Annotated in this window: 25 protein-coding genes, 1 tRNA gene and 4 pseudogenes; 22 read left to right on the top strand and 8 right to left on the bottom strand. The window is 64.5% G+C overall.

Annotated features, from left to right (window positions below):
* Positions 1–120: 120 nt before the first annotated feature.
* Positions 121–1,035: a serine/threonine-protein kinase RIO2 gene (locus ACFQJB_RS00150; protein ID WP_379722546.1), complete on the bottom strand. Its 915-nt coding sequence runs from the start codon at positions 1,033–1,035 to the stop codon at positions 121–123.
* 143 nt (positions 1,036–1,178) lie between these two features.
* Positions 1,179–1,874, bottom strand: a complete 696-nt coding sequence (locus ACFQJB_RS00145) for a hypothetical protein (RefSeq protein ID WP_379722543.1) — start codon at positions 1,872–1,874, stop codon at positions 1,179–1,181.
* A 90-nt stretch (positions 1,875–1,964) separates the two neighbouring features.
* Between ACFQJB_RS00145 and ACFQJB_RS00140 the strand changes: the two genes are divergently transcribed.
* Together ACFQJB_RS00140 and ACFQJB_RS00135 are read left to right on the top strand one after the other, a co-directional pair.
* The gene (locus ACFQJB_RS00140; RefSeq protein ID WP_379722540.1) at positions 1,965–2,831 is read left to right on the top strand and encodes a deoxyribonuclease IV; all 867 of its coding nucleotides are present in this window, start codon (positions 1,965–1,967) and stop codon (positions 2,829–2,831) included.
* Between the two features lie 3 nt (positions 2,832–2,834).
* Positions 2,835–3,650, top strand: coding sequence for a class I SAM-dependent methyltransferase (locus ACFQJB_RS00135; protein WP_379722537.1), 816 nt, complete (start codon positions 2,835–2,837; stop codon positions 3,648–3,650).
* Between the two features lie 17 nt (positions 3,651–3,667).
* Here the strand turns inward: ACFQJB_RS00135 and ACFQJB_RS00130 are convergent, their stop codons facing one another.
* Complete coding sequence (locus ACFQJB_RS00130; RefSeq protein ID WP_379722534.1) at positions 3,668–3,829, bottom strand: hypothetical protein; 162 nt, start codon at positions 3,827–3,829, stop codon at positions 3,668–3,670.
* Between the two features lies 1 nt (position 3,830).
* Positions 3,831–4,493: a DUF7095 family protein gene (locus ACFQJB_RS00125; protein WP_379722531.1), complete on the bottom strand. Its 663-nt coding sequence runs from the start codon at positions 4,491–4,493 to the stop codon at positions 3,831–3,833.
* A 188-nt stretch (positions 4,494–4,681) separates the two neighbouring features.
* On the opposite strand from ACFQJB_RS00125, the gene ncsA reads away from it, so the two are divergent.
* Positions 4,682–5,653 (top strand): tRNA 2-thiolation protein NcsA, encoded by a 972-nt coding sequence (ncsA, locus tag ACFQJB_RS00120; protein ID WP_379722528.1) that lies wholly within the window; start codon positions 4,682–4,684, stop codon positions 5,651–5,653.
* Positions 5,654–5,715: 62 nt separating this feature from the next.
* Here ncsA and ftsZ read toward each other — a convergent pair whose 3' ends face one another.
* The 3 genes from ftsZ to ACFQJB_RS00105 all read right to left on the bottom strand — a co-directional run bounded on the left by ftsZ (position 5,716) and on the right by ACFQJB_RS00105 (position 7,853).
* Complete coding sequence (gene ftsZ / locus ACFQJB_RS00115) at positions 5,716–6,897, bottom strand: cell division protein FtsZ (RefSeq protein WP_379722525.1); 1,182 nt, start codon at positions 6,895–6,897, stop codon at positions 5,716–5,718.
* A 2-nt stretch (positions 6,898–6,899) separates the two neighbouring features.
* Positions 6,900–7,082 (bottom strand): ribbon-helix-helix domain-containing protein, encoded by a 183-nt coding sequence (locus tag ACFQJB_RS00110; RefSeq protein ID WP_142442972.1) that lies wholly within the window; start codon positions 7,080–7,082, stop codon positions 6,900–6,902.
* Positions 7,083–7,271: 189 nt separating this feature from the next.
* Entirely contained in the window at positions 7,272–7,853 is a 582-nt protein-coding gene (locus ACFQJB_RS00105; protein ID WP_379722520.1) for a double zinc ribbon domain-containing protein, read from the bottom strand.
* A 117-nt stretch (positions 7,854–7,970) separates the two neighbouring features.
* Here ACFQJB_RS00105 and ACFQJB_RS00100 point away from each other — a divergent pair.
* The 11 genes and pseudogenes from ACFQJB_RS00100 (at position 7,971) to ACFQJB_RS00050 (ending at position 15,971) form a co-directional block, all read left to right on the top strand.
* Positions 7,971–8,044, top strand: a tRNA-Tyr gene (locus ACFQJB_RS00100).
* A 275-nt stretch (positions 8,045–8,319) separates the two neighbouring features.
* The gene (locus ACFQJB_RS00095; protein WP_379722517.1) at positions 8,320–8,928 is read left to right on the top strand and encodes a translation initiation factor IF-2 subunit beta; all 609 of its coding nucleotides are present in this window, start codon (positions 8,320–8,322) and stop codon (positions 8,926–8,928) included.
* Between the two features lie 60 nt (positions 8,929–8,988).
* Positions 8,989–9,632, top strand: a pseudogene (locus tag ACFQJB_RS00090) (HAD family hydrolase).
* Positions 9,623–10,282, top strand: coding sequence for a cobalamin biosynthesis protein (locus tag ACFQJB_RS00085; protein ID WP_379722514.1), 660 nt, complete (start codon positions 9,623–9,625; stop codon positions 10,280–10,282). Before ACFQJB_RS00090 ends, ACFQJB_RS00085 begins: the two are co-directional and overlap by 10 nt.
* Positions 10,192–10,551 (top strand): cobalamin biosynthesis protein, encoded by a 360-nt coding sequence (locus ACFQJB_RS00080; RefSeq protein WP_379722511.1) that lies wholly within the window; start codon positions 10,192–10,194, stop codon positions 10,549–10,551. The genes ACFQJB_RS00085 and ACFQJB_RS00080 overlap by 91 nt, the downstream gene beginning before the upstream one ends.
* Before the next feature lie 13 nt (positions 10,552–10,564).
* Positions 10,565–11,318, top strand: a pseudogene (cobS, locus tag ACFQJB_RS00075) (adenosylcobinamide-GDP ribazoletransferase).
* Entirely contained in the window at positions 11,303–11,950 is a 648-nt protein-coding gene (locus tag ACFQJB_RS00070) for an NTP transferase domain-containing protein (RefSeq protein WP_379722508.1), read from the top strand. The pseudogene cobS and the gene ACFQJB_RS00070 overlap by 16 nt, the downstream one beginning before the upstream one ends.
* A gap of 86 nt (positions 11,951–12,036) precedes the next feature.
* The gene (gene cobD / locus ACFQJB_RS00065) at positions 12,037–13,041 is read left to right on the top strand and encodes a threonine-phosphate decarboxylase CobD (RefSeq protein WP_379722505.1); all 1,005 of its coding nucleotides are present in this window, start codon (positions 12,037–12,039) and stop codon (positions 13,039–13,041) included.
* Positions 13,042–13,097: 56 nt separating this feature from the next.
* Positions 13,098–13,790: a cob(I)yrinic acid a,c-diamide adenosyltransferase gene (locus tag ACFQJB_RS00060; protein WP_379722502.1), complete on the top strand. Its 693-nt coding sequence runs from the start codon at positions 13,098–13,100 to the stop codon at positions 13,788–13,790.
* 1 nt (position 13,791) lies between these two features.
* A pseudogene (locus tag ACFQJB_RS00055) lies at positions 13,792–15,380 on the top strand (cobyric acid synthase).
* A 321-nt stretch (positions 15,381–15,701) separates the two neighbouring features.
* Positions 15,702–15,971 carry a hypothetical protein gene (locus tag ACFQJB_RS00050; RefSeq protein WP_379722499.1) on the top strand — a complete coding sequence of 90 codons (270 nt, stop codon included), beginning with the start codon at positions 15,702–15,704 and terminating at the stop codon, positions 15,969–15,971.
* Positions 15,972–16,402: 431 nt separating this feature from the next.
* Here ACFQJB_RS00050 and ACFQJB_RS00045 read toward each other — a convergent pair.
* Positions 16,403–17,269, bottom strand: a pseudogene (locus tag ACFQJB_RS00045) (MBL fold metallo-hydrolase); the annotation flags it as partial.
* A gap of 100 nt (positions 17,270–17,369) precedes the next feature.
* On the opposite strand from ACFQJB_RS00045, the gene ACFQJB_RS00040 reads away from it, so the two are divergent.
* The 8 genes from ACFQJB_RS00040 (at position 17,370) to ACFQJB_RS00005 (ending at position 23,447) form a co-directional block, all read left to right on the top strand.
* Positions 17,370–18,176, top strand: a complete 807-nt coding sequence (locus ACFQJB_RS00040; protein ID WP_379722496.1) for a hypothetical protein — start codon at positions 17,370–17,372, stop codon at positions 18,174–18,176.
* On the top strand, positions 18,169–18,438 hold the full coding sequence (locus ACFQJB_RS00035; RefSeq protein WP_120084733.1) for a 50S ribosomal protein L37ae: 270 nt from the start codon (positions 18,169–18,171) through the stop codon (positions 18,436–18,438). The genes ACFQJB_RS00040 and ACFQJB_RS00035 overlap by 8 nt, the downstream gene beginning before the upstream one ends.
* 2 nt (positions 18,439–18,440) lie before the next feature.
* Positions 18,441–18,575 (top strand): DNA-directed RNA polymerase subunit P, encoded by a 135-nt coding sequence (locus ACFQJB_RS00030; RefSeq protein WP_021040784.1) that lies wholly within the window; start codon positions 18,441–18,443, stop codon positions 18,573–18,575.
* An 8-nt stretch (positions 18,576–18,583) separates the two neighbouring features.
* Complete coding sequence (locus tag ACFQJB_RS00025; protein WP_379722492.1) at positions 18,584–18,838, top strand: KEOPS complex subunit Pcc1; 255 nt, start codon at positions 18,584–18,586, stop codon at positions 18,836–18,838.
* A 159-nt stretch (positions 18,839–18,997) separates the two neighbouring features.
* Positions 18,998–19,393: a prefoldin subunit beta gene (locus tag ACFQJB_RS00020; protein WP_379722489.1), complete on the top strand. Its 396-nt coding sequence runs from the start codon at positions 18,998–19,000 to the stop codon at positions 19,391–19,393.
* Positions 19,390–19,635, top strand: coding sequence for a DUF3194 domain-containing protein (locus ACFQJB_RS00015; protein ID WP_379722486.1), 246 nt, complete (start codon positions 19,390–19,392; stop codon positions 19,633–19,635). The genes ACFQJB_RS00020 and ACFQJB_RS00015 overlap by 4 nt, the downstream gene beginning before the upstream one ends.
* 80 nt (positions 19,636–19,715) lie before the next feature.
* Positions 19,716–21,905 (top strand): phosphoribosylformylglycinamidine synthase subunit PurL, encoded by a 2,190-nt coding sequence (gene purL, locus ACFQJB_RS00010; protein ID WP_379722483.1) that lies wholly within the window; start codon positions 19,716–19,718, stop codon positions 21,903–21,905.
* A 381-nt stretch (positions 21,906–22,286) separates the two neighbouring features.
* The gene (locus tag ACFQJB_RS00005) at positions 22,287–23,447 is read left to right on the top strand and encodes an ABC transporter ATP-binding protein (protein WP_379727898.1); all 1,161 of its coding nucleotides are present in this window, start codon (positions 22,287–22,289) and stop codon (positions 23,445–23,447) included.
* Positions 23,448–23,626 lie beyond the last annotated feature (179 nt).

Below are 23,626 nucleotides of genomic sequence, written 5' to 3'. Positions count from 1 at the left end.
GAATGTTTTCCTATCGTTCGCAATCAATCGATTGATTAAGCTGGTTCAGTGATCAAATTTTGCATAAACTGAATAGTCGTTACAAGTCCTGTTTGCGATTTTTCTATCGCGCTCAGTGGTTTATGACTCGATATACGCCGAAATCGAGTCAAATTCGTCGCCCACAATATCGTCGGCGAGCGCGTCCAAATCGACCGATTCCGGCGTTTCCCGGGGATATTTCCGGCGGAAGTAGCTGTAGATGTTCTCAAGGTCGCGTTCCAGCAACTCGCGGGCGTTATCGTGGTCGGTCGACACCGCCTGGGGCCAATCGAAGATCGTCACGCCGTCGGTGTCGACGAAGACGTTGTACTCGCTCATATCAGCATGGACGTAGCCCGCATCGTAGGCGGCGGCCATCTCCTCGATGATCAGCTCCAACACGCCGACGACCTGCTCGGACTCCAGTTCGGCGTGTGAGAGCTCCGCGCCGGTCAGTTTCTCCATGACGATCGCATGGCGGTTCTGGTCGACCGGCCGCGGCACCGACACGTCGGGATACAGCCCTTCGAGCGTCTCAAACTCCCGCTCGGCGGCCTGCCGGGCGGTGTACAGCCACGACACGTGGTCGCGGTCGGCGGTGTACTCGCGTTCGCGCTGGACTTCCCGGAAATTCGTATAGCCCTCACGGTGATACTTCAGCGCCATTGGCCGAAACGACTGCACCTCATAGACATCGCTTTCCTTGCCGACGCCCAGCGGCGCGCCGATGCCATCGAAGGTATCCCGTTCGGCGAAGGTGCGGAGCGCGAGGGCGTCATACCCCTCGAAGGTGAGTTGGTAGCCCTCGTATTGGATCGTCTTGCGCTCGATGAGCTCGTGGCGCATACAGCGATCAATCCGGTAGTCGACCTCCTCAGCGGTCAACTCCGCGTATTTCGGGATCTCCTCGTGTTGTACCCACTCGGAGAAGCGCATCCCCTGTTCGATCCCCGACAGCAGATAGAAATCCGCGGGCTCAAGCTCGCGGAAGAAGGGCGCGATGTTGTCGACCATAGCAAGAGGTCGCTCGCACGGCCTAAAAGCCCGACGAGTCCACTAGCGACCCGGAATAAATCATATACCGCGATATCAAATTTCGGAATCCGGGTGATTCCGAATCCAACCGAGGAGCACCGCCAAGCGACGTGGTGTGGCCACTACCACAGCGCGGATACCACACCACGCAACTGCGTCAGCCCATGACGACGAATCGCTGTCGGGAGCCGTCGCCGCGCGCCATCAAGCGCGTCTCGGAGGGCTGCTGTCGCGTTGGTAAAGACACCCGTTCCGTGGCCGACAAGGATCCGATCGGGCGCAAACGGCTCGAACAGGGCCCGTGGCGGACGAACGCGAAGCAGCCCATAACAAGCGAGCCGCTCGTCGGCGACGGTGTAGAACGGTGCCGTCCCGAGCGCATCAGGCACATAGAGCGTCTGGTCGCTGTCGCGGTAGGCGATCGCCTCCTCGTAGCCCGGAACCGGGTTGTAGCGGGTGAACTGGAACCCCGAGTCGCCGAGCGTTGTCGACCGCTCCAGCGGGGCCGTCAGGTGGTCGGCAGCCCGATCCAGCCACGGCGGAACCGCCACCGCTACATCGTGGCGGGCGGCGATCGCATCAGCATCACGGGCATGGTAGTTCGACAGCACGGCGATCCCAGCGAGCCCACCGGCGGCAGCGATGTGGTCGTCGAGGTCGGGGATATCGAGTGGGTCGAACAGCCAACAGCCGTGTGAGCCAGTGAACAAGTGACTCGCGCGGCGACCCGTCTCAGTAGGATGGGCGAACCACTCGATGCCGCCGTCGAACTCGGTGACTCGTGGTGCGTCGGGCGCGCTTCGATCGTAGACCGGCATCGCCACCGTGTTGGGCAGCCCGTCTGATAGCAGTGGTGACAGCGGCCACGCTATCGAAGTCGCTTTGAGGGGCTGGCCCAACCACGGTGCATGCACGTCGGCGCCCACGTTTCGATCTCCGGATCCCGTGTTTCCTCTGACACCGAAACCCCCGAGTACGACGATGTTCGCAACGCTGTCGACCGCCAGCGCAACTTCGGCGGCAACTGCGGACAGATCTTCACCACCTCGCCGCAGGTCTGGCAACAGCCCGAAATCAGCGACGAGGCCGCCGCAGGCTTCCGTGAACTCACCGACCAGCGACTCGACGGCCCGTGGGTGATCCACGCCGCCTACCTCGTCAACCTCTGTACGCCGAAAGACGACCTCCGACAGAAATCCCTCAACAGCATGCAGGCCGAACTCGACGCGGCCGCCAAACTGGGTATCCCCTACGTCAACGCCCACCTCGGGGCCCACACCGGCGCAGGCGTCGAGGGCGGCCTCGACAACGCCGCCAGCGTCATCGACGACCTTGAGGTGCCCGACGGCGTCCAGATCCTCATCGAGAGCGACGCCGGCAGCGGCACCAAACTCGGCGGCGAGTTCGAGCACTTGGCGGGGATTATCGAGCGAACCGACACCGACATCGGGATCTGCATCGACACCGCTCACACGCTCGTCGCCGGCAACGACCTCACGACACCGGAAGCCGTCGACGAAACCGTCCAGCGGTTCGACGATGTCGTCGGCCTCGACCACCTCGAATACATCCACCTCAACGACTCGAAACACGACGTAGGCACCCACAAAGACGAACACGCCCTGATCGGTGAGGGCTACATCGGCGAGGACGGCATTCGCGCCATCGTCAATCATCCCGACCTCCGCGAGCTGCCGTTTGCACTCGAAACACCGACCGAGGACGGCAAGGGCTTCGCGTGGAACATCGAGCGCGTCAAAGCACTCCGTAACTGAGCCGTGCGCCGGTTTTCAGCCGAGTATCTCAGCCGCACCCGCGAGGGGATGTGGGCCGACTCCCGAGACGCCCTCGCTGATCTCGATCTCTCGAACCGCGAGCGGATCATCGATGTCGGCTGCGGCACCGGCGAGTTGACGCGCGTGTTGGCAAGCGAGTCCGCCGCCGATACCGAAGTCATCGGTGTCGACGCCGACCGCCGACTACTCGACGTTGCCAGCGAGTCGGTTCCGGCGGTCGCTGGCGACGCGCTTCGCCTGCCGGTTGCCGACGACAGCGTCGATCTCGTCGTCTGTCAGGCCCTCCTGATCAATCTGCCCGAGCCCTCTGCCGCGCTCCGGGAGTTTGCACGCGTTTCTACGGATCTGGTCGCTGCTATCGAGCCGAACAACGCCGCCGTCAGCGTCGACTCGACGGTCGACAGCGAGGTCGATCTTGAGTCTCGCGTGCGCGAAGCGTACCTCCAAGGCGTCGAGACCGATGTCGCCCTCGGCGAACAGGTCGAATCGTTGTTCGACGACGTTGGGATCGAACCCATATCGACTCGGCAGTACAACCACGAGAAGCGCACCGAACCGCCCTACAGCGAGGACGCCCTGCGGAGCGCGAAACGGAAAGCCAGCGGCGAGGGACTGGCTGACCACGAAACCGAACTCCGCCGCGGGGTCGACGACGAGGCGACGTATGACACACTCCGGCGGGCGTGGCGCGAGATGGGCCGGGACGTCATCAAGCAGATGCAAGACGAGTCATACGAGCGTGTCGAGACGGTGCCGTTTACCGTGACCGTCGGACAGGTCGACAGCGACACCGCATAGCAGTCTGACAGGCGAAATCAGTCCGCTCCGTCGTGGTCGTCACTGTCGAACGCCGCCCGCGACGCAGCAAATCGCTCGGAATCGTTGCCTCGAAGCTGTCGAACTGCCGTTTTCGCCTCTTCGGCCTCGCGCTCAGTGAGCAATCCGGCGATCTCGGATGGGTGGGGTGGTCGATACATCTCAGATTACGTCGCCACGAACGCTCGCACCTGTTTGTTCGGTGCGGTAGCGACTGACAGTATCGGCGGCCTCATCTGCGGTATCGGCGTCGACACCCAGCTGTTCCAGTGCGCCCGACAGCGTCGGGAACGGGAGTTCGCCGCCGCGAAGTTTGTCGAGGAGGTCGTCGTCCCACTGGCCGTCGACCCAGAGACAGACGCCACGAGGATCGAGGATCTGCCCGTAGGACTCACGGTCGAGTGCGCCGCGCAGCCGCTGGGTGACGTTTTCGTCGAAACTCGCGTTGCAGACTTCGAGATGAATCGGCTCGTCGTCCCCCAGCAGGTGGGCGGCCAGACACTTCTCGGGGGCGGCGTGGCCGTTGTCGTTGGCGCGGATGTACTCTGGATATGTTTCGGCCCACTCGGCGTCAACGCTCTGGCCGACACCTTTCACGCCGTGTTGCTCGTAATACTGCTCAGCGGCGTCGCTGTCGCCGCGCAGGAGGATGTCCTTCGTGAGATAGATATCGAGGCGATCGATCGGATCGAGGCCAAGGGCGACATCGCCATAGACCCAAATCTCTCGGACTGGCACCGGCATCGGCTCGGAGTCGACCGTTTCGATCAGTTCGACGACGCGGTCGATGGCGGCGTCGCGGTCGAGTGTCGCCTCGTTTGTCATTGCCGACACTGGGATCGCAGGCCACAAACCGGTTTCGACGCCGTGCGGTCGGGTGTGTTGCGGAGCGATCCGGCGTGTATGACAGATCGGTCGTGGGGCGTATGACACGCCGGGTGGCCGACAGCAACGGCGGCCGCTCGCCCCGAAGAGCGAAACGGGTATCCCAGCCGGCCGGCAACGCTCCGGTAATGGAGTGCGACAAATGCGACCGTGACGCCGTCATGCAGGCGGCGTACTCCGGCGGCCATCTCTGTGAGACGCATTTCTGCCGGTCGGTCGAAAAACGCGTCCGACGCCGGATTCGGGCGGATACGCTGCTCGATCCCGAGGCGACGCCAGACAATCCGGAAACGTGGGTGATCGGCCTCTCAGGCGGCAAGGACAGCGTCGTCCTCACGCACATTTTAGACGAGACCTTTGGCGAAGACCCCCGTATCGAGATGCTGGCGTTGACGATCCACGAGGGGATTGAGGGCTACCGCGACGAAAGCGTCGATGCCTGCGTCGAACTCGCCGCCGACCTGGAGATGCGCCACGAACTCGTCAGCTACGAGGAGGAGTTCGGGATCCGCATGGACGATGTCGTTGAGGATGACCCCGAAAACATGGCTCCCTGCGCCTACTGCGGCGTGTTTCGGCGTGATTTACTGGAGGAGTACGCCGACGAGTACGGGGCCGATAAGCTGCTGACCGGTCACAACCTCGACGACGAGGCCCAGACGGCGCTGATGAACATTCTGGAGGGCGATGTCAAACAGATCGCCAAACACTTCGATGCGAGTATCGGCGACTTCGAGGAGCGCGCCGAGCAGGATGATTTCATCCCGCGCGCCAAGCCACTCAGAGATATCCCCGAAAAGGAGGTCGCTCTCTACGCTCAACTCATGGAATTGCCCGCCCACATCACCGAGTGTCCCCACGCCAGCGAGGCCTACCGCGGGGAGATCCAGGAGCTATTGTGGGAACTGGAGGAAAACCACCCCGGGACGCGGCACTCGATCATGTCTGGCTACGAGGAGCTTGCGGAGCTGGCGGCCGATCGGTATGGTGGCAACGACGAGGACAACGACGACCTCAGCGAATGCGAGCAGTGTGGCTCGATGACCGGGAGCCGGATCTGCCGGAAATGCCGGCTGTTGGAATCGATTGCGGCCGTATAAGCTATCTCGTTGCGAGAGAATTGATCGTCGCCGTCGAAAACGACCGTCGCGCTGAAAAAACGTTAGCGGATGACGTCGAGACCGTTGTTCTGGTCGACCTCTTGCTTGCCGCCGTCAGACTCCCAAGCCGCGGTGTCGGAGCCGACATTCGCGCTGGCGTCGAACTCGGCGGTCTCGCCTTCGATGCTGGCGCGTGACTGATCGGCCTGTTTCTGCGTTGTGGAGCCGAGTACCTGCGCGCTCTGGACGCCGGTCATGATCGCCATGACACGGACTTTGCCCTTGTATTCGTCCTGAATCCGGGCACCCCAGATCACGTTTGCACTCGCCTCAAGCCGTTCGGTGATGTTGTTGGCGATCCCCTCGGCCTCCTTCAGCGTGAGATCGGGGCCGCCGGTGATGTGAACGAGGCCGCCGCTCGCACCGCGGTAGTCCACATCGAGCAGTGGGTGGTTCATCGCGTCGCTGACCACCTCTTGGGTCTTGTTTTTGTCTTGGGTTTCGCCGACCAGCATGACGGCGACGCCGCCCTGATTCATGATCGTCGACATATCCGCGTAGTCGAGATTGATCAGGGATGGCTGGGTGATCGTCTCCGAGATCCCCTTGACCGTTTCGGCGATGATCTGGTCCATCACCGAGAACGCCTTGCCGATCGGGAGGTTCGGAACGTAATCGAGCAGGCGGTTGTTGTCCAGGACGATGATCGAGTCAGCCGTGTTGCGGAGGCGTTCGAGGCCTTCCTCGGCTTTGACCGTCCGGGCGCGCTCGACGTTGAACGGCGTCGAAACCATGCCGACGACGATGGCACCCTGTTCTTTGGCGATATCCGAGATCACCGGAGCCGCGCCGGTACCGGTGCCGCCACCCATGCCGGCGGTCACAAAGACCAGGTCGGCGTCGCCCAGCACTTCTTTGATCGTCCCCTGGGCCATCTCGGTGGCGCGTTCGCCCATCGAGGGGTCGCCACCCGCGCCGAGGCCCTGCGTGAGGGATTTGCCGACGAGGATCTTCGTGTCGGCTTCGATCATCTTCAGGTGCTGTTTGTCGGTGTTGACAGCGACGGTTTCCGCGCCGTCGACGCCGATGTTATACAGCCGGTTGACCGTGTTGTTGCCGGCCCCGCCCGCGCCGACGATGACGATCCGTGGATCGCCGAACTCGTCGTCGTCGTCGAAGCTGGCGTCCATGTCACGGTCTTCTGCTTCCGCGTTGTCGAGGGCGTCTTGTACGATATCCTGCATAGTTACACCTTCGCCCAGCTGCGTTCGCTTTTGTTTCGCCGCGGCTCTGTACTCTCGGTCTCGTTGAGCATCTCTCGGACGGCCGACCGGATCGCCTCACTCCGGTTTGGGAACTGGCCGGTCTCGACCATTTCCTCGACCTCGTCGATCTGCTGCTTTGGAATTCGTAGTGTCACACGCTCCATGGTTACATTCCCCGGTAAGACAGTCGGCGACGCCGACAGCCCCACAGCGTGCCACGGACGGGCACACTGTAAGACGATTGTCTTACGCAGTCGTAACACTATGCCGAGGGTATATAAAATTACTGGCGGATGTAAGACAGTCCGCTTATTCTGGCAGACACACAGCCGTACAATCGGGGTAACTGTCTGTCATTGGTTATCTAACACGTCGGCCGCGGGGGTGCGACGACCGCAGCCGGGACAGAACGCCCAGTCCGACCGAAGCTCGTCGCCACACTCACAGAACAGCCGCCGGGAGGCCTTTTCGCCGCAGTTCGGACAGTAGACGTGCTCGCTGTCGACGGCCTCGCCACACTGCCCGCAGCTGTGGGCGTCGTCCTCGCCGGCTGCCGGCTCGGGCTGTGTGTCACCCTCGGCGTCGGGCGTCTTACGCTCGACGGTTTGCTCGGTGACTGCGGCCGTCTCATCGACCCCTTCGAGGGTGATATTGACCGACACATCGGTGGCGGTGTCGGTCGGCTCGCGGCGGGCCGCAAGCGCTGAATCGACGCGTTCGTCGACAAGGCGGTCGATTCGCTCGTCGATGAGGGCGTCGATCGAGTCGGTGTCGGACGTTTGCGCGGGTGTGTCCGTCGTTTGCGCGGCTGTCTCACGTTCCGGGGTGTCGAGGTACTGGCGGAGCGCCTCCCGCATCACCTCGGATTTCGAGGCATCAAAGGCCTCTAACCGGCCAACGAGGTCATCGTCGGCACGGAACGTGATCTTACTCATGGCCGAGATGTGTGTTACACAGGGTTATCAATCTTCCCACTCTGTCAGACATCTGGCAGCCGACACCGCGGTCGGAACAGTAACCCTTAATTGTGCCACCGGGATACGATGGAGTGCCCGCCCTTAGCTCAGCCTGGTAGAGCAGTCGACTGTAGATCGACTTGTCCCCCGTTCAATTCGGGGAGGGCGGACTGAACCTCAGCACCAGTGAGCTACTGCGAACGGTGCTGAGTGTGAAGGACACCGACCCGAATTGAGCAGCGAACGACCGCAGGGAGTGAGTGAGTTCAATTCGGGGAGGGCGGATTTCCTTTCCAGTCGATGTGGTACTGGTACTGTCTGCTTCCCACAACAAAGGCAATGATAGCTGTTGCCGTCTATGCGGGGCGTCTTACGCACGTAGCTCTCCCGCAATGTGTACCGCTGTCTCACAACGCATTTAGCCGACGACGACATCAACACGCGTATGGACTACGAGGCGACGCTTGACCGGGCAATGGAGGAGTTGCCGGATTTCGAGGGCTCAGACGAACGGCTGGACGTGCCGGACGCCGAGGCCCAGAAGGACGGCGCGTTTACACGACTGACCAACCTCTCGACGATCGGCGACGCGCTCAACCGCGACCCCGAACACATTCACAGTTCGATCCAGCAGGAACTCGGTACCGCCGGCCAGTACGAGGACGGCCGCGCGCGCTACAACGGCGAGTTCTCCGGGGCGGACTTCGATGCCGCCATCGACGCCTACATCGCCGAGTACGTCACCTGCTCGGAGTGTGGCCTCCCGGATACGAAACTCGTCACCGAGAACCGCACCCAGATGCTGCGCTGTGAGGCCTGTGGGGCGTTCCGTCCGGTCGCCAAACGGCAGTCGAGTTCCCAGCGCACCGACCGCCCGGATGTCGAGGAAGGCGAGACCTACGAGGTCAAGATCACCGGCACCGGCCGCAAAGGCGACGGCGTCGCCGAGAAAGGCAAATACACCATCTTCGTCCCCGGCGCGGAGGAAGGCGACGAAGTTGAGATCTACATCAAAAACATCAGCGGCACGCTCGCCTTCGCGCGCCTCGCGTAGAACACCCACAGCCCGGCTGGCACCGATGTTTTCAAGCCGCAGGTAGCACATCCATTCATCGTGACCGCCACGGCCGCCTCCGCCTTCGATCTGTTCGGCACGCTCGTCGCCGTCGACGACACCCCGAACCAGCGGCGGCCGTCGCCGACGCACTCGCCGCCCGCGGGATCACCGTCCCCGACGACTGGGCGAGTGTCTACCGCGAACCCCATCTTGACGCCGACGAAGGAGCCGAAGTCCCACTACCGGCCCACGTCGCCGCCGCCCTCGCCAGCCGCGGGGTCGACGTGTCGGACACCACCGCCGGCCAAGCCGTCATCGACGCCTTCGATCCGGTCGTCGAGACCCGCGCGGGCGCGGTCGAGGCCGTTGCCGCCGCCAGCGAGGTCGGCCCGGTCGGCCTGCTATCGAACTGTGCGGTGCCTGAGCCAGTGGCCCGAACGCTCCGCCGATCAGCACTTGACCGCGAAGTCTTCGACGCCGTTGTTGTCAGCGTCGACTGTGGTTGGCGCAAACCCGACCCGCGGGCCTTCGAAACAGTGGCCCGCCAGCTCGATGTCGAGACCGCCGACCTCGTCGTTGTCGGCGACACGCCTGCGACCGACGGCGGGATCACCGACTGCGGCGGCGAGTTCATCGATATCGCCGAAACGTCGCTGCCCAACCTCAAAGCAAGCCTCACTGAGGGCCAGCCATGTCGCTGATGGCTGCCGGCGTCGTCCTCGCGGCTGTCGGCCTCGACCGCGTCGTCGGCGAGCCACCGGCTCGGCTGCATCCGGTCGCGTGGGTCGGTCGGCTGGTCGGCCCGCTCGACCGCTCGTGGCCCGCGCCTCGGCTTGTCGGTGCTGTTGGGGCCCTCTGTCTGCCGCTGCTTGCGGCCGCGGTCGTCGCCCTCGGCGTCGGGCTCGCTGGCGACATCGAACCGCTGGCGGGTGGCGTTGTCGCCGCCCTCGTCTTGTTTTCAGGGATAAGTCTTCGGTTGCTCTGTACGACGGCTGGCGACGTCCTTGAGCAAACGGAAACCGATATCGCGGGCGCACGCGAGGCGTTGCTCGCCTTGGCTGGTCGAGATGCCACCGACCTTTCGGCCGGTCACGTTCGGAGCGCGGCCGTCGAGAGCGCGGCCGAGAATCTCTCGGACGGCTTTGTCGCGCCGCTGGCCGGCTTCGCTGTTGGGAGCGTCGTCGCCAGCCGGTGGCTCACCCCGTCGCGACGCTGGCGGTGGCGACGGCGGCAGCGGCGTGGATCAAGGCCATCAACACGATGGATTCGATGGTCGGCTACCGCTCGAAACCGGTCGGCTGGGCGGCCGCGCGGCTCGACGACCTCGTCATGTGGCTGCCTGCGCGGCTGACGGCACTGGCCCTCTCGACGGTGGCGCTGTCACCCGACCCGCTGCTGACGGGCCGGCGGTGGGCGCAAACGCCGGCCTCGCCGAATGCCGGCTGGCCGATGGCGACGCTGGCGGCTGGCCTCGGCGTCCGCCTCGAAAAGCCCGACCATTACACACTCAATTCGGTGGCATCGTTGCCAACGACGACCGAGGGCCACCGCGGGGTCGCCCTCGTCGGCCGGGCCGGCTGGCTCGCCGCGCTCACAACGGCGGTGATCGTCGGTGTCTGACTCACGTCCCATCGTGTCCGTCGGCCGCGCGATTCGTGGCGCGGTCGGCTTTCTCACTCGGATCCCGGTCGGCGGCAGCGACGCCGACTGGGATGCCTTCCGGCGGGCAGCCTACAGTCTCCCGGTGGTCGGCTATCTCGTCGGCAGCCTTGGTGGCGGGGTGTTTTCTCCCGGTGCAGCCGCCGACGGTGGTGGCGGCCTACCTCGGTGGTATCTATCTGCTGACGGGCGTCACCCACGCCGATGGGCTGGCGGATCTTGGTGATGCGTTGGCAGTTCACGGCGACGCTGATCGCACGCGAGCGGTACTGAAGGATTCGGCTACCGGTGTCGGCGGAGCCCTCCTGTTGGGCGTGACACTGCTGGTGATGACACTCGGCGTGCTGTCGTTTGCGGGCATCGGCTCGTGGCGAGCGTTCCGGTTCGTCGTCGCCGCGGAGGTCGGCGCGAAACTCGGGATGGCTCTCGTCGCGTGTTACGGCCGGCCGGCTCACGACGGTCTCGGTGCCCACCTCGTCGGCGAGCTTGATCACCGATCGTTTGCGTCGGCGCTCCTTGTCTCGCTGCCGGCGGTCGCGGCCGCCCCCGACGGGCTGGCAGTCGCGCTGGTGGCTGCGGTGGCGACCGGGCCGGCCGTCGGGCTGGCGATACTGACATGGGGGCACCGCGAACTCGGCGGCGTGAGCGGTGACCTCCTCGGGGCGACAAACGAGGTGGGTCGGGCACTCGCACTGCACGTGGGGGTGTCGGTATGGATCCTGAGCTAAATCAGGAGCAAGCGACGACCGCGGACGAGACGCGAGCGACAACCGGACTGGTCATGTGTGGCGGCGAGGGAACGCGGCTCCGGCCAGCAGTCGGCGACACCGAAAAGCCGCTTGTCAAGGTTGGCGGCGAGCCGATGATCGACCGGGTCGTGAGCGCGCTCCAGGCGAGTTCGCTCACCACGGTTGCCGCGGCGGTCTCGCCGGCGACCCCCGAGACGGCCGCCCATCTCGCCGAGGTCGACGGTGTCGAGTGTATCACCACCGCAGGCGAGGGCTACGTCGCCGACCTCGGCGAAGCAGTGGCACAACTCAAGACGCCGACAGTGACGGTCGCCGCTGACCTCCCATTGGTCACGGCCGGCCACGTCGATCGGGCAGCCGCGACCGCCGGCGGCGACTCCCTGAGCGTCTGTGTGCCGGCCGCGCTCACAGCGGCCCTCGGCGTCAGCGCGGAGACAACCACCGAAGCCGATGGGGAGCCCGTCGTGCCGACCGGGCTCAACGTCGTCGGCGACGGTGCCGGCCGAACAGTGGTGTGGGTGGATGACCGACTTGCGTTCAATATCAATCGACCGGATGATCGTCGGGCGGTCGAACGCTGGCTGGATCGCACTGACCAAACGAAACTTTGAGTGAGACAAACGAAGCCTCGTTTATCCAAGTTTTGAGTACAAGATAACAAAATAATGTTTATATCACTCACGACTAATTGTCTCCTGTGGATCCAGACGCGATCGACGCCGTGACCCGTGTCCCCCACGGTGGCGAATCCGACCCGGAACTTGTCGACTTTAGTGCCAACACGAACCCGGAGACGCCCGATGGCGTCGCCGGCGTCTATGAGGCAGCCCTCTCGGCGGCCGGCCGGTATCCGGCCGACGACTACTGTGAGTTCCGGGCGGCGGCCGCCGATTACATCGGCGTCACCGGCACCGAGATCATCCCGACAGCCGGCGGGTTAGCCGGCATGCGCCTGCTGTGTTCGGTCGTCGTCGCCAACGGCGACAGCGTCGCCATCCCCCAGCCGAGTTTCGGCGAGTACGCCCGCGAGGTTCGACTCCACGGCGGCGAGCCAACGTTTGTCCGCCACGACGAGATCACCGATATCGATCCAGCCGCCCACCGCATGGTGATCGTCTGCAACCCGAACAATCCGACCGGTGAGAGCTACGATCACGCGAGGCTGCAAGCCCTCGCCGATCGGTGTCGGTCGGCCGAGACGGTGCTGTTAGTCGATGAGGCGTTTCTTGATTTTACCAGCGAGCCCTCGCTTGCCGGCACCCCCGGTGTCGTCGTCGCTCGTTCGCTGACGAAGATCTTCGGCCTGCCGGGGCTTCGGGCCGGCTTTCTCGTTGCCACTGGCGACCTCCGAGAGCGACTCAACGTTGCGCGACCGACGTGGGCACTGAGTACGCCCGCCGCCGCCGTCGGTACCCACTGTCTCGCCGATACCGACTTTGTCGCTGAGACACGGGAACGCGTCGACGCCGAGCGCGAACGGATGCGACACCGCCTAGCCGAGCGGTTTCGGGTCTACCCCTCCGAGGCCCCGTTTCTGCTCTGTGAGACACGCGAGCCGGTCGACGAGGTGCTCACAGAAGCCCGCGAGGCAGGGCTTACCGTCCGCGATGCGACGACGTTCCGCGGACTTGACTCACATATCCGCGTCGCGGTAAAACGAGCCCACCAGAACGATCGCCTGCTTTCGGCGTTCGGTGTATAGCGGCATCCCCATCGGCTGAACACAACTGAGATACCCCTGGCGTCCAAGAAGGCTGTATGACATCCGACTCCGGAGCCGACACGCCCGGCCATCGCCAAACACCAGGTGGCGGCGTCGCCCCCGAGGCTCGACCCATCGAGCCGGCCGCACCCGATGAGTTCGGCCTCGTGCAAGCCTTCTGGGGCGACGGGAAGGGCAAGACAACTGCGGCAATGGGCATGGGGTTTCGCGCTGCCGGCCACGGCTACCGCGTCCACATGCTGCAGTTCATGAAAGGCGGTGCCGACAGCGTCGACGACGTGCGCGGGGAGTACAACGCGATCGCAGCAACGGCCGGCTTCTCGTATGAAAACACCGGCCACTACGGCTGGCACAACATGGCCGACGGGAGCCGCGAGGCCGACCACGAATCCGAGGCCGACGCCGGCTTCGAGCGCACCCAAGAACTCGTCGCCGCCGCAGCCGACGCCGATCTCACCACCCCGTTTGCACTCGATAGCGACCCTGAAGCGGGCGTTCACATGCTGATTCTCGACGAGATCCTCTATGCGGCCGACCGTGACCTCGTTGCCCCAGCGGCGGTCTGTGAGCTCATCGAGACCAAACCCGACGATCTCGAACTCGTGCTCACCGGCAGCCACGCGGAGCCGACCTATCTCACCGACCACGCCGATCTGATCTCCGAGATCAGCAAGCACAAACACCCGATCGACGCCGGTCAGCGCGCCCGCTCCGGCACCGAATACTGAGATGGCCCACACGATCCTCGTCGCCGGCACCGCCTCCCACGTCGGCAAATCGACGGTCGCGACGGGGCTCTGTCGGCTGCTGGCTGATCGCGGCATCTCGGTCGCGCCGTTCAAAGCCCAGAACATGAGCAACAACGCCCGCGCTGTTCCGCGCGCACCCGAAACGATGGTGGCCGCGCCGGCTGCCGGCGAAACTCCCGACGACACCAACGACGCCTACGGCGAGATCGGCGTCTCCCAGTACGTCCAGGCCCGCGCCGCCCGCGTCTCGCCGACAACCGACTGCAACCCCGTTCTCCTCAAACCCCGCGGCGAGGGCGAATCCCAACTCGTCGTGGACGGCGTCGGCGTCGGCCACTACGAGGCCGGCCAGTATTACGACGCCCACTGGGAAACGGCCCGCGCGGCCGCCGTCGCCGCCCACGACCGACTGGCGGCCGCCCACGACGTGATCGTCGCCGAGGGCGCGGGCTCGATCGCGGAAATCAACCTCCACGACCGCGATCTCGCCAACGTCGAAACCGCCCGCTTCGCCGACGCCGACATCGTCCTCGTCGGCGACATCGAACGCGGCGGCGTCTTCGCGTCGCTGGTCGGCACGCTGGAACTCATGCCTGACGACCTCCGCGACCAAGTCATCGGCGTCGTCATCACGAAGTTCCTCGGCGATCCTGAGCTGTTGGCTCCCGGCATCGACGCCTTCGAGGAGCGAACCGGCGTCGACGTGATCGGTGTCATCCCCTACGACGATCCAGGGCTGCCCGCTGAGGACAGCGTTGATCTGCCGGCGACCGACGAGCGCGCCGTCCGCGGCGATGCCGACGGCGTCGCTCCCGAGCAGTCGGTGACGGTCGCGGTGCCGCGGCTCCCGCGCGTCTCGAATTTCACGGATCTCGAACCGCTGGCCGCCGAGCCGGGGTTCGGATCGCCTACGTCCCGCTGGATGCGTCGCTCGACAATGCCGACGCGGTCGTGATTCCGGGGACGAAAAACACGGTCGACGATCTGCTGGCGATCCGTGAGGCCGGTTTCGACGACGAACTCCGGGCGTTCGACGGCCCCATTGTCGGCCTCTGTGGCGGCTATCAACTCCTCGGCGAACGACTCCGCGGTGTCGACACCGAAGCCAGCAGCGCGGCGGCGACGGAGTTGGCGTCGACGAAGCTGCCAGGAATCGGCTTGCTGCCCGTCGAAACGACGTTTACGCCGGAGAAACGCGTTGTCGATACGACGCTCGACCTCGACGGGTCAGGCCCGCTTGCGGGTGCGAACGGATCGGTCGCCGGCTACGAGATCCACATGGGGAGCACCGAGGCGAGCGAGGTCATCGAAACGCCGTTCGCCCGCGACGGCGAGGCAACGGCTGCACTCGGTGCCAGCCGCGGCGACGTGCTCGGTTGTTACCTCCATGGCCTGTTCGAAAACGAGACGGTGAGAACCGTGTTCGTCGATCGGGTCTTCGACGCGGCCAGCCGCGACCGGCCCACCGAATCGACACCTGAGCCGTCACCGTACGAGCAGGCTGCCGACCTGGTGGCCGACAACTGTTCGCTTGAGGCTCTTGCCGAAGTTAGTGAAACAGATCTGTAGGGTTTCTATTAGGTGGGGTAGTGCGAGATGCACAGCGCGAGTCGGTCACGAGTGAGTCGCGACGGTCGATCGTCGAACGTTTATCAGTGAGTGACCGCAAACACTCGGCGATTGGAACATGTCCGACTATTTTGGTCTGTCCCAGCGGGATGTCGGCGCGGGCGTCGCCGCCGGCGGGTCGGCGTTGCTCGCTGCCGTTCTGTTTCTCCTCTGGAATGTCGTTCAGGGATCCAGCCCACTGAGAAGTCGGTCCTCCTCCTCGCGATGACTATCACACCGGTGGTCGCACTGACCGTAGCGACCACCGTCTGGCGTGTGGTGATGCCGGATGAACCGAAGCCGGTCTACGGTGCCCTCGCAGGCGCCTTCGCAGCGGCTGTCTCGATATCCGTCCTCGCAGCGCTGGTAGGCCTCTTGGCCGTCATAACCGAGTCTTCCGCTGGCACACTCGGTGGGTTGGTCTCCGAGTTCCGCTCCTTCGTTGCGTTCTTCGTCGTCTACGGCGGATTCGTGACGCTTCCCGTCGTCGTTCCGATAGGGGCAGCGGTGGGATACGTATACGAACGGTACGCAGCCCGACGACTCGACTGACACGTCGTCGATTGCTGAACCCATCCTCTGTATCGGTCACTCCGCATATTCCAATATCAAACTTCAGACATTGTTTCACCAGATTAGGCAAGAGCCTCGCTTGATTTCCTCGATCTCGACTGATCCCACGCCGGCCGCGACCAACTGATTTAGTCGGCGTTGACTTCGGCCGCACACCGGTTCGGCCCGAGTTCGAGTTCGATAGCCTCTTGCTCGCTGTCGGCGGCGTCGCGACCGCTGTTGATCCCGATGATTTCCTCGTAGTTCGGCGGCTTTTCGGGCAGCGTCGCGGTGACACGCTCGACGAAGGTCTCGCGGTCGGCCTGGAGCACATCGAGCCCCGTCCGCAGCGTGCCGATCGTCGTATCCACCGGCTCGCCGTGCGTGATCGGCGTGGTTCCGTCGTTGGCGACCGAGAAGTGGCCGGGCAGGACGTTCACCGAGTCGGGTTCGGCCAACAGCGTGCGGTGCAGCGAGTCATACAGCAGCCCCGCGCCGGTCGTCGCCTCGCCGTCGCCGAACTGGAGTTCGGTTCGCCCGACGCTGTCGACGAAGATCGTATCGCCCGTGACGACCGCCTCGTTGCCCAGCAGATAGCTCACCATCTCGGAGGTGTGGCCGGGTGTTGAGAGGGCCTTGATCGGGAGATCGCCGACATGGACGACTTCGTTGGCCGAAAGCGGCTCGTAGTCGTAGGCGACGCCGCGGTCGGCGGCATCCGCGCCGAGGTAGTAGGGGACGCCACGTTCGTCGGCAAGTTGGCGGCCGCCGGAGATGTGGTCGGCGTGGACGTGGGTATCGAAGACGGCGACGATCTCGCTGCCGATGGCGTCGGCTGCGGCACGGAACTCATCGGTGTGCCGTGTCGCATCGATGACCGCAGCCTCGCCGTCGCGTTCGACGACATAGCCCAGACAACCTTTCGCGCGGCGTTGGAGTTGGACGACGGTGAAATCCTCGTAGGCGATGGTGACGTGATCGTAGACCGCACTCCACGCCTCCATTCCGCCCTCGACGACGGCGACATCCTCGTAGCCGGCCGCCGCCAGATCGTCGGCGAGCGCGTCCGAGGTTTGCCCCTTGGCACACATCGTGACGATCGTGTCCTCGGGGGTGAGACCGGTTTCGGCCTCGAACTCGGCGCGGTCGAACGCCTGAAACGGTTTGTAGCGGTACCGGATCGCGCCGGGCACCCGCCACGCCGCGAACCCCTCGTCGGATCGGGTGTCGACGACCGTCAGCGACTCGCCGGCGTCGAGGCGATCACGGAACGTCTCGGCGGAGATCGACTGTCCCATACCTGTCTCTCGGCGGGCGCGACGAAAAGTCTCCCGTCGGTTCGCCACCGCGCTCGAATCCTGTCGATGACGCTAAGGCCGCCCCGTCCGGACACCCGGTGTGAGCGTTCTCTCCTTGCTCCGGCTTCACACCGCCGCGGATTTCGCCGACTGGTACCGGATCGGCGCGGAATACGTCGACGGCGTCGCCGACGAGATGGGGTTCGACACCGCCGACTTCGTCGACTACGAGGCCGGCGTTGAGGCGATGCGGAACGGGCGGCCACCGGCGTCGGTTTCGTCCGCGGTTCGGCGATCGATTGCGGCCGATCTGCTGGCTGATGCCGTGTTTTCGGAGCCGTTCTGTGAGTGGCTGCCGCTGTGGTATGAGGTGAGTCTCCTGGGGCCGGTACGATACTGTGAGTACCGACTGCGAGAAGTCGCCGAACCGTACTGTCGTGGGCTGTCTGTCTCGGTGCCGCGATTCAGTCGGCCAGCCAACGCCCTTGTCGACGGCCGGCCGGCGCCGGCCCACCTCACAGGATTCCGCGAGCGGTTCGTGCTCGCGGATGCGATCCTCCATCTCGAATGGTTCGTCCACGTTGCCCGTGAGTCCGGGATTGTGGTGCCGCAGGGGTTGATCGACCGCACCCGCGAGGAGAGTCTCGCGTACTACACCGACTACCGCGAGTCGCTGTCGCCACGGGTACGGCGGTTTCAGGCTGCGTTGTTCGCCGACGACGTGTGGGTTCGGGAGATCGATGCGGCCTACGGGCTCGACAGCACGCTGTTTTGGCTGTGGGAACGGCTGCTGCGTGCGGAACGGGAGCGACTCGAAGCGGCGACACAGCGCGCGGCGGCAGGGGCCTTCGGGCCGACTCAACAGCTTTTTATCCGCGCTGGCGGTATCGTGTTGCACTATGGCTGAGGACAAAGCACGATCCACCGGCAGTGCCGGCCGATTTGGTGCCCGGTACGGGCGTGTCTCCCGCAAACGAGTCAAGGAAATCGAAGCAGGAATGCAGAACGCCGAGGTCGACGGCGACGATGTCACCCGCGTCGGCACCGGCATCTGGGTCAACGAGGAAACCGGCGAGAAGTTCACCGGCGGTGCCTACAAGCCGAAAACGCCCGGCGGCCAGCAGGCAACTCGTTCGATCCGCGCCGCCCTCGCCGAAGACGAGGAGTAAGAATGAGCTACAAGTGCTCGCGCTGTAAACGCGACGTGACGCTCGATGAGTACGGCGGCGTTCGCTGTCCGTACTGCGGGCACCGCGTCCTCCTGAAGGAACGCGGCGGCGGCATCAAGGAAGTCGACGTCCACTGACGGCGGTCGTGTCACAGCTTCATTCTACGCAGTTGCGTTTTGAGTATCCGACAGCGACAGCCGCACAGCGGGTCGAACGCAGCATCGCTGTCGAGGTCGGTGAACTCGACGAGGATCGCTCGACAGTGAGCGTCGACCGCGACGCGGCTATCCTCACTATCGAGATTACCGCGACCGACCGCGTCGCGCTTCGCGCCGGGATCAACAGTTGGTGTCGCTACGTGGCGACCGCCGAAACGGTCGCCGACGACATACTGGCCTGATCGGCACACCACAGCGGCAACAGAGAGCCAACTGCGAAGAACGCCACCGCTGTCGAGAGCCGACACCGGTTAGATTCGACACGATCCCGACGCCGTCTGTCGATCAGGCGGCCGTCGGAATTGCATGGCTTTTTCCATGTGGCGACCATCCAGTGGGGTATGCAGGGTAACCTACCGCCGGAAGCGCAGGACAAACTCGAAACGCTGCAGGATCTTCAAGAGACCGCCCAGGAGGTCTCCGAGCAGAAACAGCAGACCGAGTCCACACTGACCGAGACCAAGGCTGCACTCGACGCCCTCGACAACGTTGACGACGACGCAACGATGTACCGCGAGGTCGGCGAACTCCTCATCGAGACCGACTACGCGTCGGCATCCGACAAGCTCGAAGAGAAGGTCGAGGATCTCGAAGTTCGTGCCGAACAGCTCGACAAACAGGAGACGAAAGTCCAAGAGAAATTCGAGAGCCTGCAGGACGAGCTCCAGCAGATGCTCGGCGGCGCGGGCGGCCCGCAGGGCCCGGCCGGTCGGGCGGCGCCGGCGGCGCGTAAATGAGTACGGAACCGGACGACGAAACGGTTGTCACCACCGCTGCGGAGGCCGCTGAGGGGTTCATCCTCTCGCGGTTTGCGAACTCCGCGATCACGGATCTCGATATCACCGTCACCTTCGAGGATGGTGTGTTGGATCTCGATATCTACCTGAACACGGTCGACGATGCCGAGGCCGACCCGGAGGCCGTCGCTGACGCGGCGATCGATGCCGCCGAGGACGCCGTCGACGAGCTCTTCGAGTAAATCGACACTGCAGCCCCATTTTTGCGACCGCATCGCGGACATGAAAAGAGATTAAGCCGGCGGTTCGAAAGGGAGCCCAAATGAGTCTCCTGGAGTCCGACCGCGAGTTGATCACCGCCGAACTCGGCCGTGAGCCGACGCCCGCCGAGGCGAATCTCTTCGAAAATCTCTGGAGCGAACACTGCGCCTATCGCTCCTCGCGGCCCCTGCTTGGGGCCTTTGACAGCGCGGGCGACCAGGTTGTTATCGGCCCCGGCGACGACGCCGCCGTCATCGCCGTCCCCGAACCCGACGCCGCCGACACGCCCGCAAGCGAGCGCACACGCGAGGACTACAGCGAGACCTACATCACGCTCGGCATCGAGAGCCACAACCACCCGAGCTACGTCGATCCCTACGACGGCGCGGCCACCGGCGTCGGCGGCATCGTCCGCGATACGCTGTCGATGGGCGCGTACCCGATCGCGCTGGCCGACAGCCTCTACTTCGGCGATTTCGACCGCGAACATTCCCAATATCTGTTCGAAGGTGTCGTCGAGGGGATCAGCGACTACGGCAACTCCATCGGCGTCCCGACGGTCGCCGGCAGCGTCGATTTCCACGCCGACTACGTCGGCAACCCACTGGTCAACGTTGCTTGCGTCGGCCTGACCGACGAGGAACGCGTCGTGACCGCCGAAGCTCAGCAGGCGGGCAACAAGCTCGTTCTGTTCGGCAACGCGACCGGCCGCGACGGCCTCGGCGGCGCGTCGTTTGCCAGCGAAGACCTCGACGAGGACGCCGAAACCGAGGATCGCCCGGCGGTACAGGTCGGCGACCCTTACAGCGAAAAACTGCTCATCGAGGCCAGCGAGACGCTGATCGACGAGAACCTCGTTCAGTCGGCCCGCGATCTCGGGGCGGCCGGCCTCGGCGGTGCTTCCTCCGAACTCGTCGCTAAGGGTGGCTTCGGCGCGGACATCGCGTTGGATCGTGTCCACCAACGGGAACCCAACATGAACGCGCTGGAAATCCTGCTGGCTGAATCCCAAGAGCGAATGTGTTACGAGGTCGCGCCTGAGGATGTCGACCGCGTGGCGGCGATCGCCGAGCGATTCGACCTCGGCTGCTCGGTGATCGGCGAGGTCAGCGAGAGCAACTACACCTGCACCTTCAACGGCGAAGTCGTCGTCGACGTCGACCCCGAATTCCTCGCGGAGGGCGCGCCGATGAACGATCTTGACGCCGTCGACCCCGAACCCGCCGAGCGCGATCTGCCGGACGCCGATCTCGACGACGCGGTCGAGGCCGTCATTGCGAACCCCAACACCGCCTCCAAGCGGTGGGTGTACCGACAGTACGACCACGAGGTCGGCCTCCGAACCGCGATGAAGCCCGGCGACGACGCGGCGATCATGGCCGTCCGGGAGACGAGCGGCGACGCCGACGACACAACGGGTGCGGGAACCGGTCTCGCCATCTCGTCGGGGGCGAATCCGAACTGGACGACAGCCGACCCTTACGGTGGCGCACGAGCGGTCGCCCTCGAAAACGCGACCAACATCGCCGCCAAAGGCGCGGTGCCGCTCGCAGCGGTCGACTGTCTCAACGGCGGCAACCCCGAGAAACCCGACGTGTACGGCGGCTTCAAGGGGATCGTCGACGGCCTCGCGGAGATGTGTGCCGACCTCTCGACGCCGGTGGTCGGCGGCAATGTCTCGCTGTACAACGATTCGGAGGCCGGCCCGATCCCACCGACGCCGACGCTGGCGATGGTCGGCACGAAAGCCGGCTACGACGCCCCGCCGGCCGCGCTCAGCGGTGAGGGCGAATTGCTCGTCGTCGGCGACGCCGGCGACGCCCTCGGCGGCTCCGAATACCTCAACGCTGTGGGTGGCAGCGACGCGTTCCCCGAACTGCCCGAAAACCCTGCCGACCTCGTCGCCACGATTGCCGAGGTCGCCCGCGACGAGACGACGCTGGCGACTCACGACGTGAGTCACGGCGGGTTGGCGGTCACGCTGGCTGAGTTGCTGACGGCCGACGCCGGTGCCGACGTGGCCATCGACGATGCGGTCGCGCTGTTCGACGAAACGCCCGGCCGGGTCGTGGTTGAGACGACCGATCCCGAGAGCGTGCGAGCGGCCTTCGACGGCGTCGCGGCTGTCGAATCGCTCGGCGACGCGACTGCTGACGGCACGTTGTCGTTGACGGTCGGCGACGAAACGGTCGACCTCGAATCGGAGGCGGTCGCCGACCTGCGAGATGTGATCCCCAAGACGCTGGAGTAAATCGCTGTGGCAGTCGGCTCGACCGGCTGCTGACGGGAGAACATTCGCGGACAGAGTGCCGCAAACTGCTGTCTGTAAACGAGGCCAGTGCTGTCGCTCGTGGTAGTAGGGTTGAAGCGCGAGGGTGTCGGTATCCTACGTCGACACCCCGTTGCTTCACCACAGTCGAGGCGACAGCCGGTAAAGACCCTGTTGGTGTAGCTGATGAGACGGAAGCCGACATGCTTTTAGGAGATCCTAAAGTAGTGTGACAGCAAGAACGGAGCCACCACGCCACCGACGATCGCCGTCGCTGGCTGTGAAATTGCTTCATTTCGGATCGCTATGGCAAACAACTCACTCATGCACGGCGCGGTCGCACAGGACGCCGAGCACCCGACGATGCCGGATGAGTCGGAATCGACCGTCGACGATCCGATTCTCGAACTCGACGGGGTGACCAAGGAGTTCAGCAAGGAGACAGCGGTTTCGGAGATCTCGCTGACGGTCGAACGCGGTGAACTCCTCACGCTACTCGGCCCCTCCGGCTGCGGGAAGACGACGACCCTCCGGCTGCTGGCCGGGCTTGAAACGCCGACCGCCGGCGAAATCACGCTCAACGACGAGCCGGTGGCAAGGCCAGCCGAGGCGACCGATCCCGAGGAACGGGACGTCGGGATTGTCTTTCAGGATTTCGCGCTGTTTCCGCATCTCTCGGTGCGCGAAAACATCGCCTTCGGGCTGGAAGATGTGGACGCTGTCGACACCGAGGCCCGCGTCGATGAACTTTTGCAGCTGGTCGATATGCCCGATCACGGCGAGAAATCTCCTGATCAGCTGTCTGGCGGGCAAAAACAGCGCGTCGCGCTCGCCCGATCGCTCGCGCCCGAACCCGAGGTATTGCTGCTTGATGAGCCGTTCTCGAATCTCGACGTGCGACTTCGGGTCGAGATGCGTGAGGAGGTACGATCGATCCTCAAGGAAGCCGGTGTCACCGCGATCTCCGTCACCCACGACCAGGAGGAAGCGCTCTCGATCTCCGATCGCGTCGCCGTGATGAACGACGGCGAGATCGAACAGCTTGGTCGGCCCGAACGCGTCTTCGAGCAGCCGAAATCACGGTTTGTGGCCTCTTTCCTCGGGCGGGCAAGCTTCCTGACGGCGTACGTTCACGACGACACCGTGAAAACCGGGATCGGTGCCTTCGATGCCCGAACCCTCGACGGCTACGCCGCCGAATACGAGGGGATCGCTGTCGACGTGCTTGTGCGACCTGATGACTTGCGGGCGGGCCGGGCGCATGAAGACCAGACCGACGGCGAGGTCGTCTCCCGGCAGTATGTTGGCCCGTCGTTCATCTACCGGGTCGAACTCGACAGCGGTGATACGATCCACTGTCTGCACAACCACGTCGAGGATTTCGAACTCGGCGAGCGCGTAACCGTCGACCTCGTCGCCGACCACCCGCTGGCGTGGTATCCACGCCCCGGCGTCGACAGCGAAACACGGGGTTGTTCGGTTTCAGAAAACGGCGACTTCTGTTCGTTCACCGAGAGCCTGTAGCCGGCAGCCGGCTCACAGCGCGATCAGCGGGAGGCCGAACACGACGAGCAGGCCAACAAGCAGAATGAGCCCGCCGGTCGTCGCCTGCTGGCGGGTAAACGGCTGCATCGGGGCGGTGACACGGTTGGCCGTCTCCTCCTCGTGTCGGTCGAACGGATCCTCATCGTCGTGATCGTGTG

This window comes from Halonotius sp. GCM10025705, from assembly GCF_042662885.1.
Taxonomy (GTDB): domain Archaea; phylum Halobacteriota; class Halobacteria; order Halobacteriales; family Haloferacaceae; genus Halonotius; species Halonotius aquaticus.
This window is presented reverse-complemented; position numbering and strand designations above follow the sequence as displayed.

What these genes read in the sequence shown, in the direction of transcription:
- ACFQJB_RS00145 (WP_379722543.1), bottom strand. Translation starts at nt 1,874, where the DNA reads ATGCCGGTCTACGATCGAAGCGCGCCCGACGCACCACGAGTCACCGAG.
- ACFQJB_RS00125 (WP_379722531.1), bottom strand. Translation starts at nt 4,493, where the DNA reads ATGACAAACGAGGCGACACTCGACCGCGACGCCGCCATCGACCGCGTC.
- ACFQJB_RS00095 (WP_379722517.1), top strand. Translation starts at nt 8,320, where the DNA reads ATGGACTACGAGGCGACGCTTGACCGGGCAATGGAGGAGTTGCCGGAT.
- ACFQJB_RS00030 (WP_021040784.1), top strand. Translation starts at nt 18,441, where the DNA reads ATGAGCTACAAGTGCTCGCGCTGTAAACGCGACGTGACGCTCGATGAG.
- ACFQJB_RS00060 (WP_379722502.1), top strand. Translation starts at nt 13,098, where the DNA reads ATGACATCCGACTCCGGAGCCGACACGCCCGGCCATCGCCAAACACCA.
- ACFQJB_RS00130 (WP_379722534.1), bottom strand. Translation starts at nt 3,829, where the DNA reads ATGTATCGACCACCCCACCCATCCGAGATCGCCGGATTGCTCACTGAG.
- ACFQJB_RS00110 (WP_142442972.1), bottom strand. Translation starts at nt 7,082, where the DNA reads ATGGAGCGTGTGACACTACGAATTCCAAAGCAGCAGATCGACGAGGTC.
- ncsA (WP_379722528.1), top strand. Translation starts at nt 4,682, where the DNA reads ATGGAGTGCGACAAATGCGACCGTGACGCCGTCATGCAGGCGGCGTAC.
- ACFQJB_RS00105 (WP_379722520.1), bottom strand. Translation starts at nt 7,853, where the DNA reads ATGAGTAAGATCACGTTCCGTGCCGACGATGACCTCGTTGGCCGGTTA.
- ACFQJB_RS00015 (WP_379722486.1), top strand. Translation starts at nt 19,390, where the DNA reads ATGAGTACGGAACCGGACGACGAAACGGTTGTCACCACCGCTGCGGAG.
- ACFQJB_RS00140 (WP_379722540.1), top strand. Translation starts at nt 1,965, where the DNA reads ATGCACGTCGGCGCCCACGTTTCGATCTCCGGATCCCGTGTTTCCTCT.
- purL (WP_379722483.1), top strand. Translation starts at nt 19,716, where the DNA reads ATGAGTCTCCTGGAGTCCGACCGCGAGTTGATCACCGCCGAACTCGGC.
- ACFQJB_RS00085 (WP_379722514.1), top strand. Translation starts at nt 9,623, where the DNA reads ATGTCGCTGATGGCTGCCGGCGTCGTCCTCGCGGCTGTCGGCCTCGAC.
- ACFQJB_RS00035 (WP_120084733.1), top strand. Translation starts at nt 18,169, where the DNA reads ATGGCTGAGGACAAAGCACGATCCACCGGCAGTGCCGGCCGATTTGGT.
- ACFQJB_RS00080 (WP_379722511.1), top strand. Translation starts at nt 10,192, where the DNA reads ATGGATTCGATGGTCGGCTACCGCTCGAAACCGGTCGGCTGGGCGGCC.
- ACFQJB_RS00070 (WP_379722508.1), top strand. Translation starts at nt 11,303, where the DNA reads ATGGATCCTGAGCTAAATCAGGAGCAAGCGACGACCGCGGACGAGACG.
- ftsZ (WP_379722525.1), bottom strand. Translation starts at nt 6,897, where the DNA reads ATGCAGGATATCGTACAAGACGCCCTCGACAACGCGGAAGCAGAAGAC.
- ACFQJB_RS00150 (WP_379722546.1), bottom strand. Translation starts at nt 1,035, where the DNA reads ATGGTCGACAACATCGCGCCCTTCTTCCGCGAGCTTGAGCCCGCGGAT.
- ACFQJB_RS00020 (WP_379722489.1), top strand. Translation starts at nt 18,998, where the DNA reads ATGCAGGGTAACCTACCGCCGGAAGCGCAGGACAAACTCGAAACGCTG.
- ACFQJB_RS00050 (WP_379722499.1), top strand. Translation starts at nt 15,702, where the DNA reads ATGCCGGATGAACCGAAGCCGGTCTACGGTGCCCTCGCAGGCGCCTTC.
- ACFQJB_RS00005 (WP_379727898.1), top strand. Translation starts at nt 22,287, where the DNA reads ATGCCGGATGAGTCGGAATCGACCGTCGACGATCCGATTCTCGAACTC.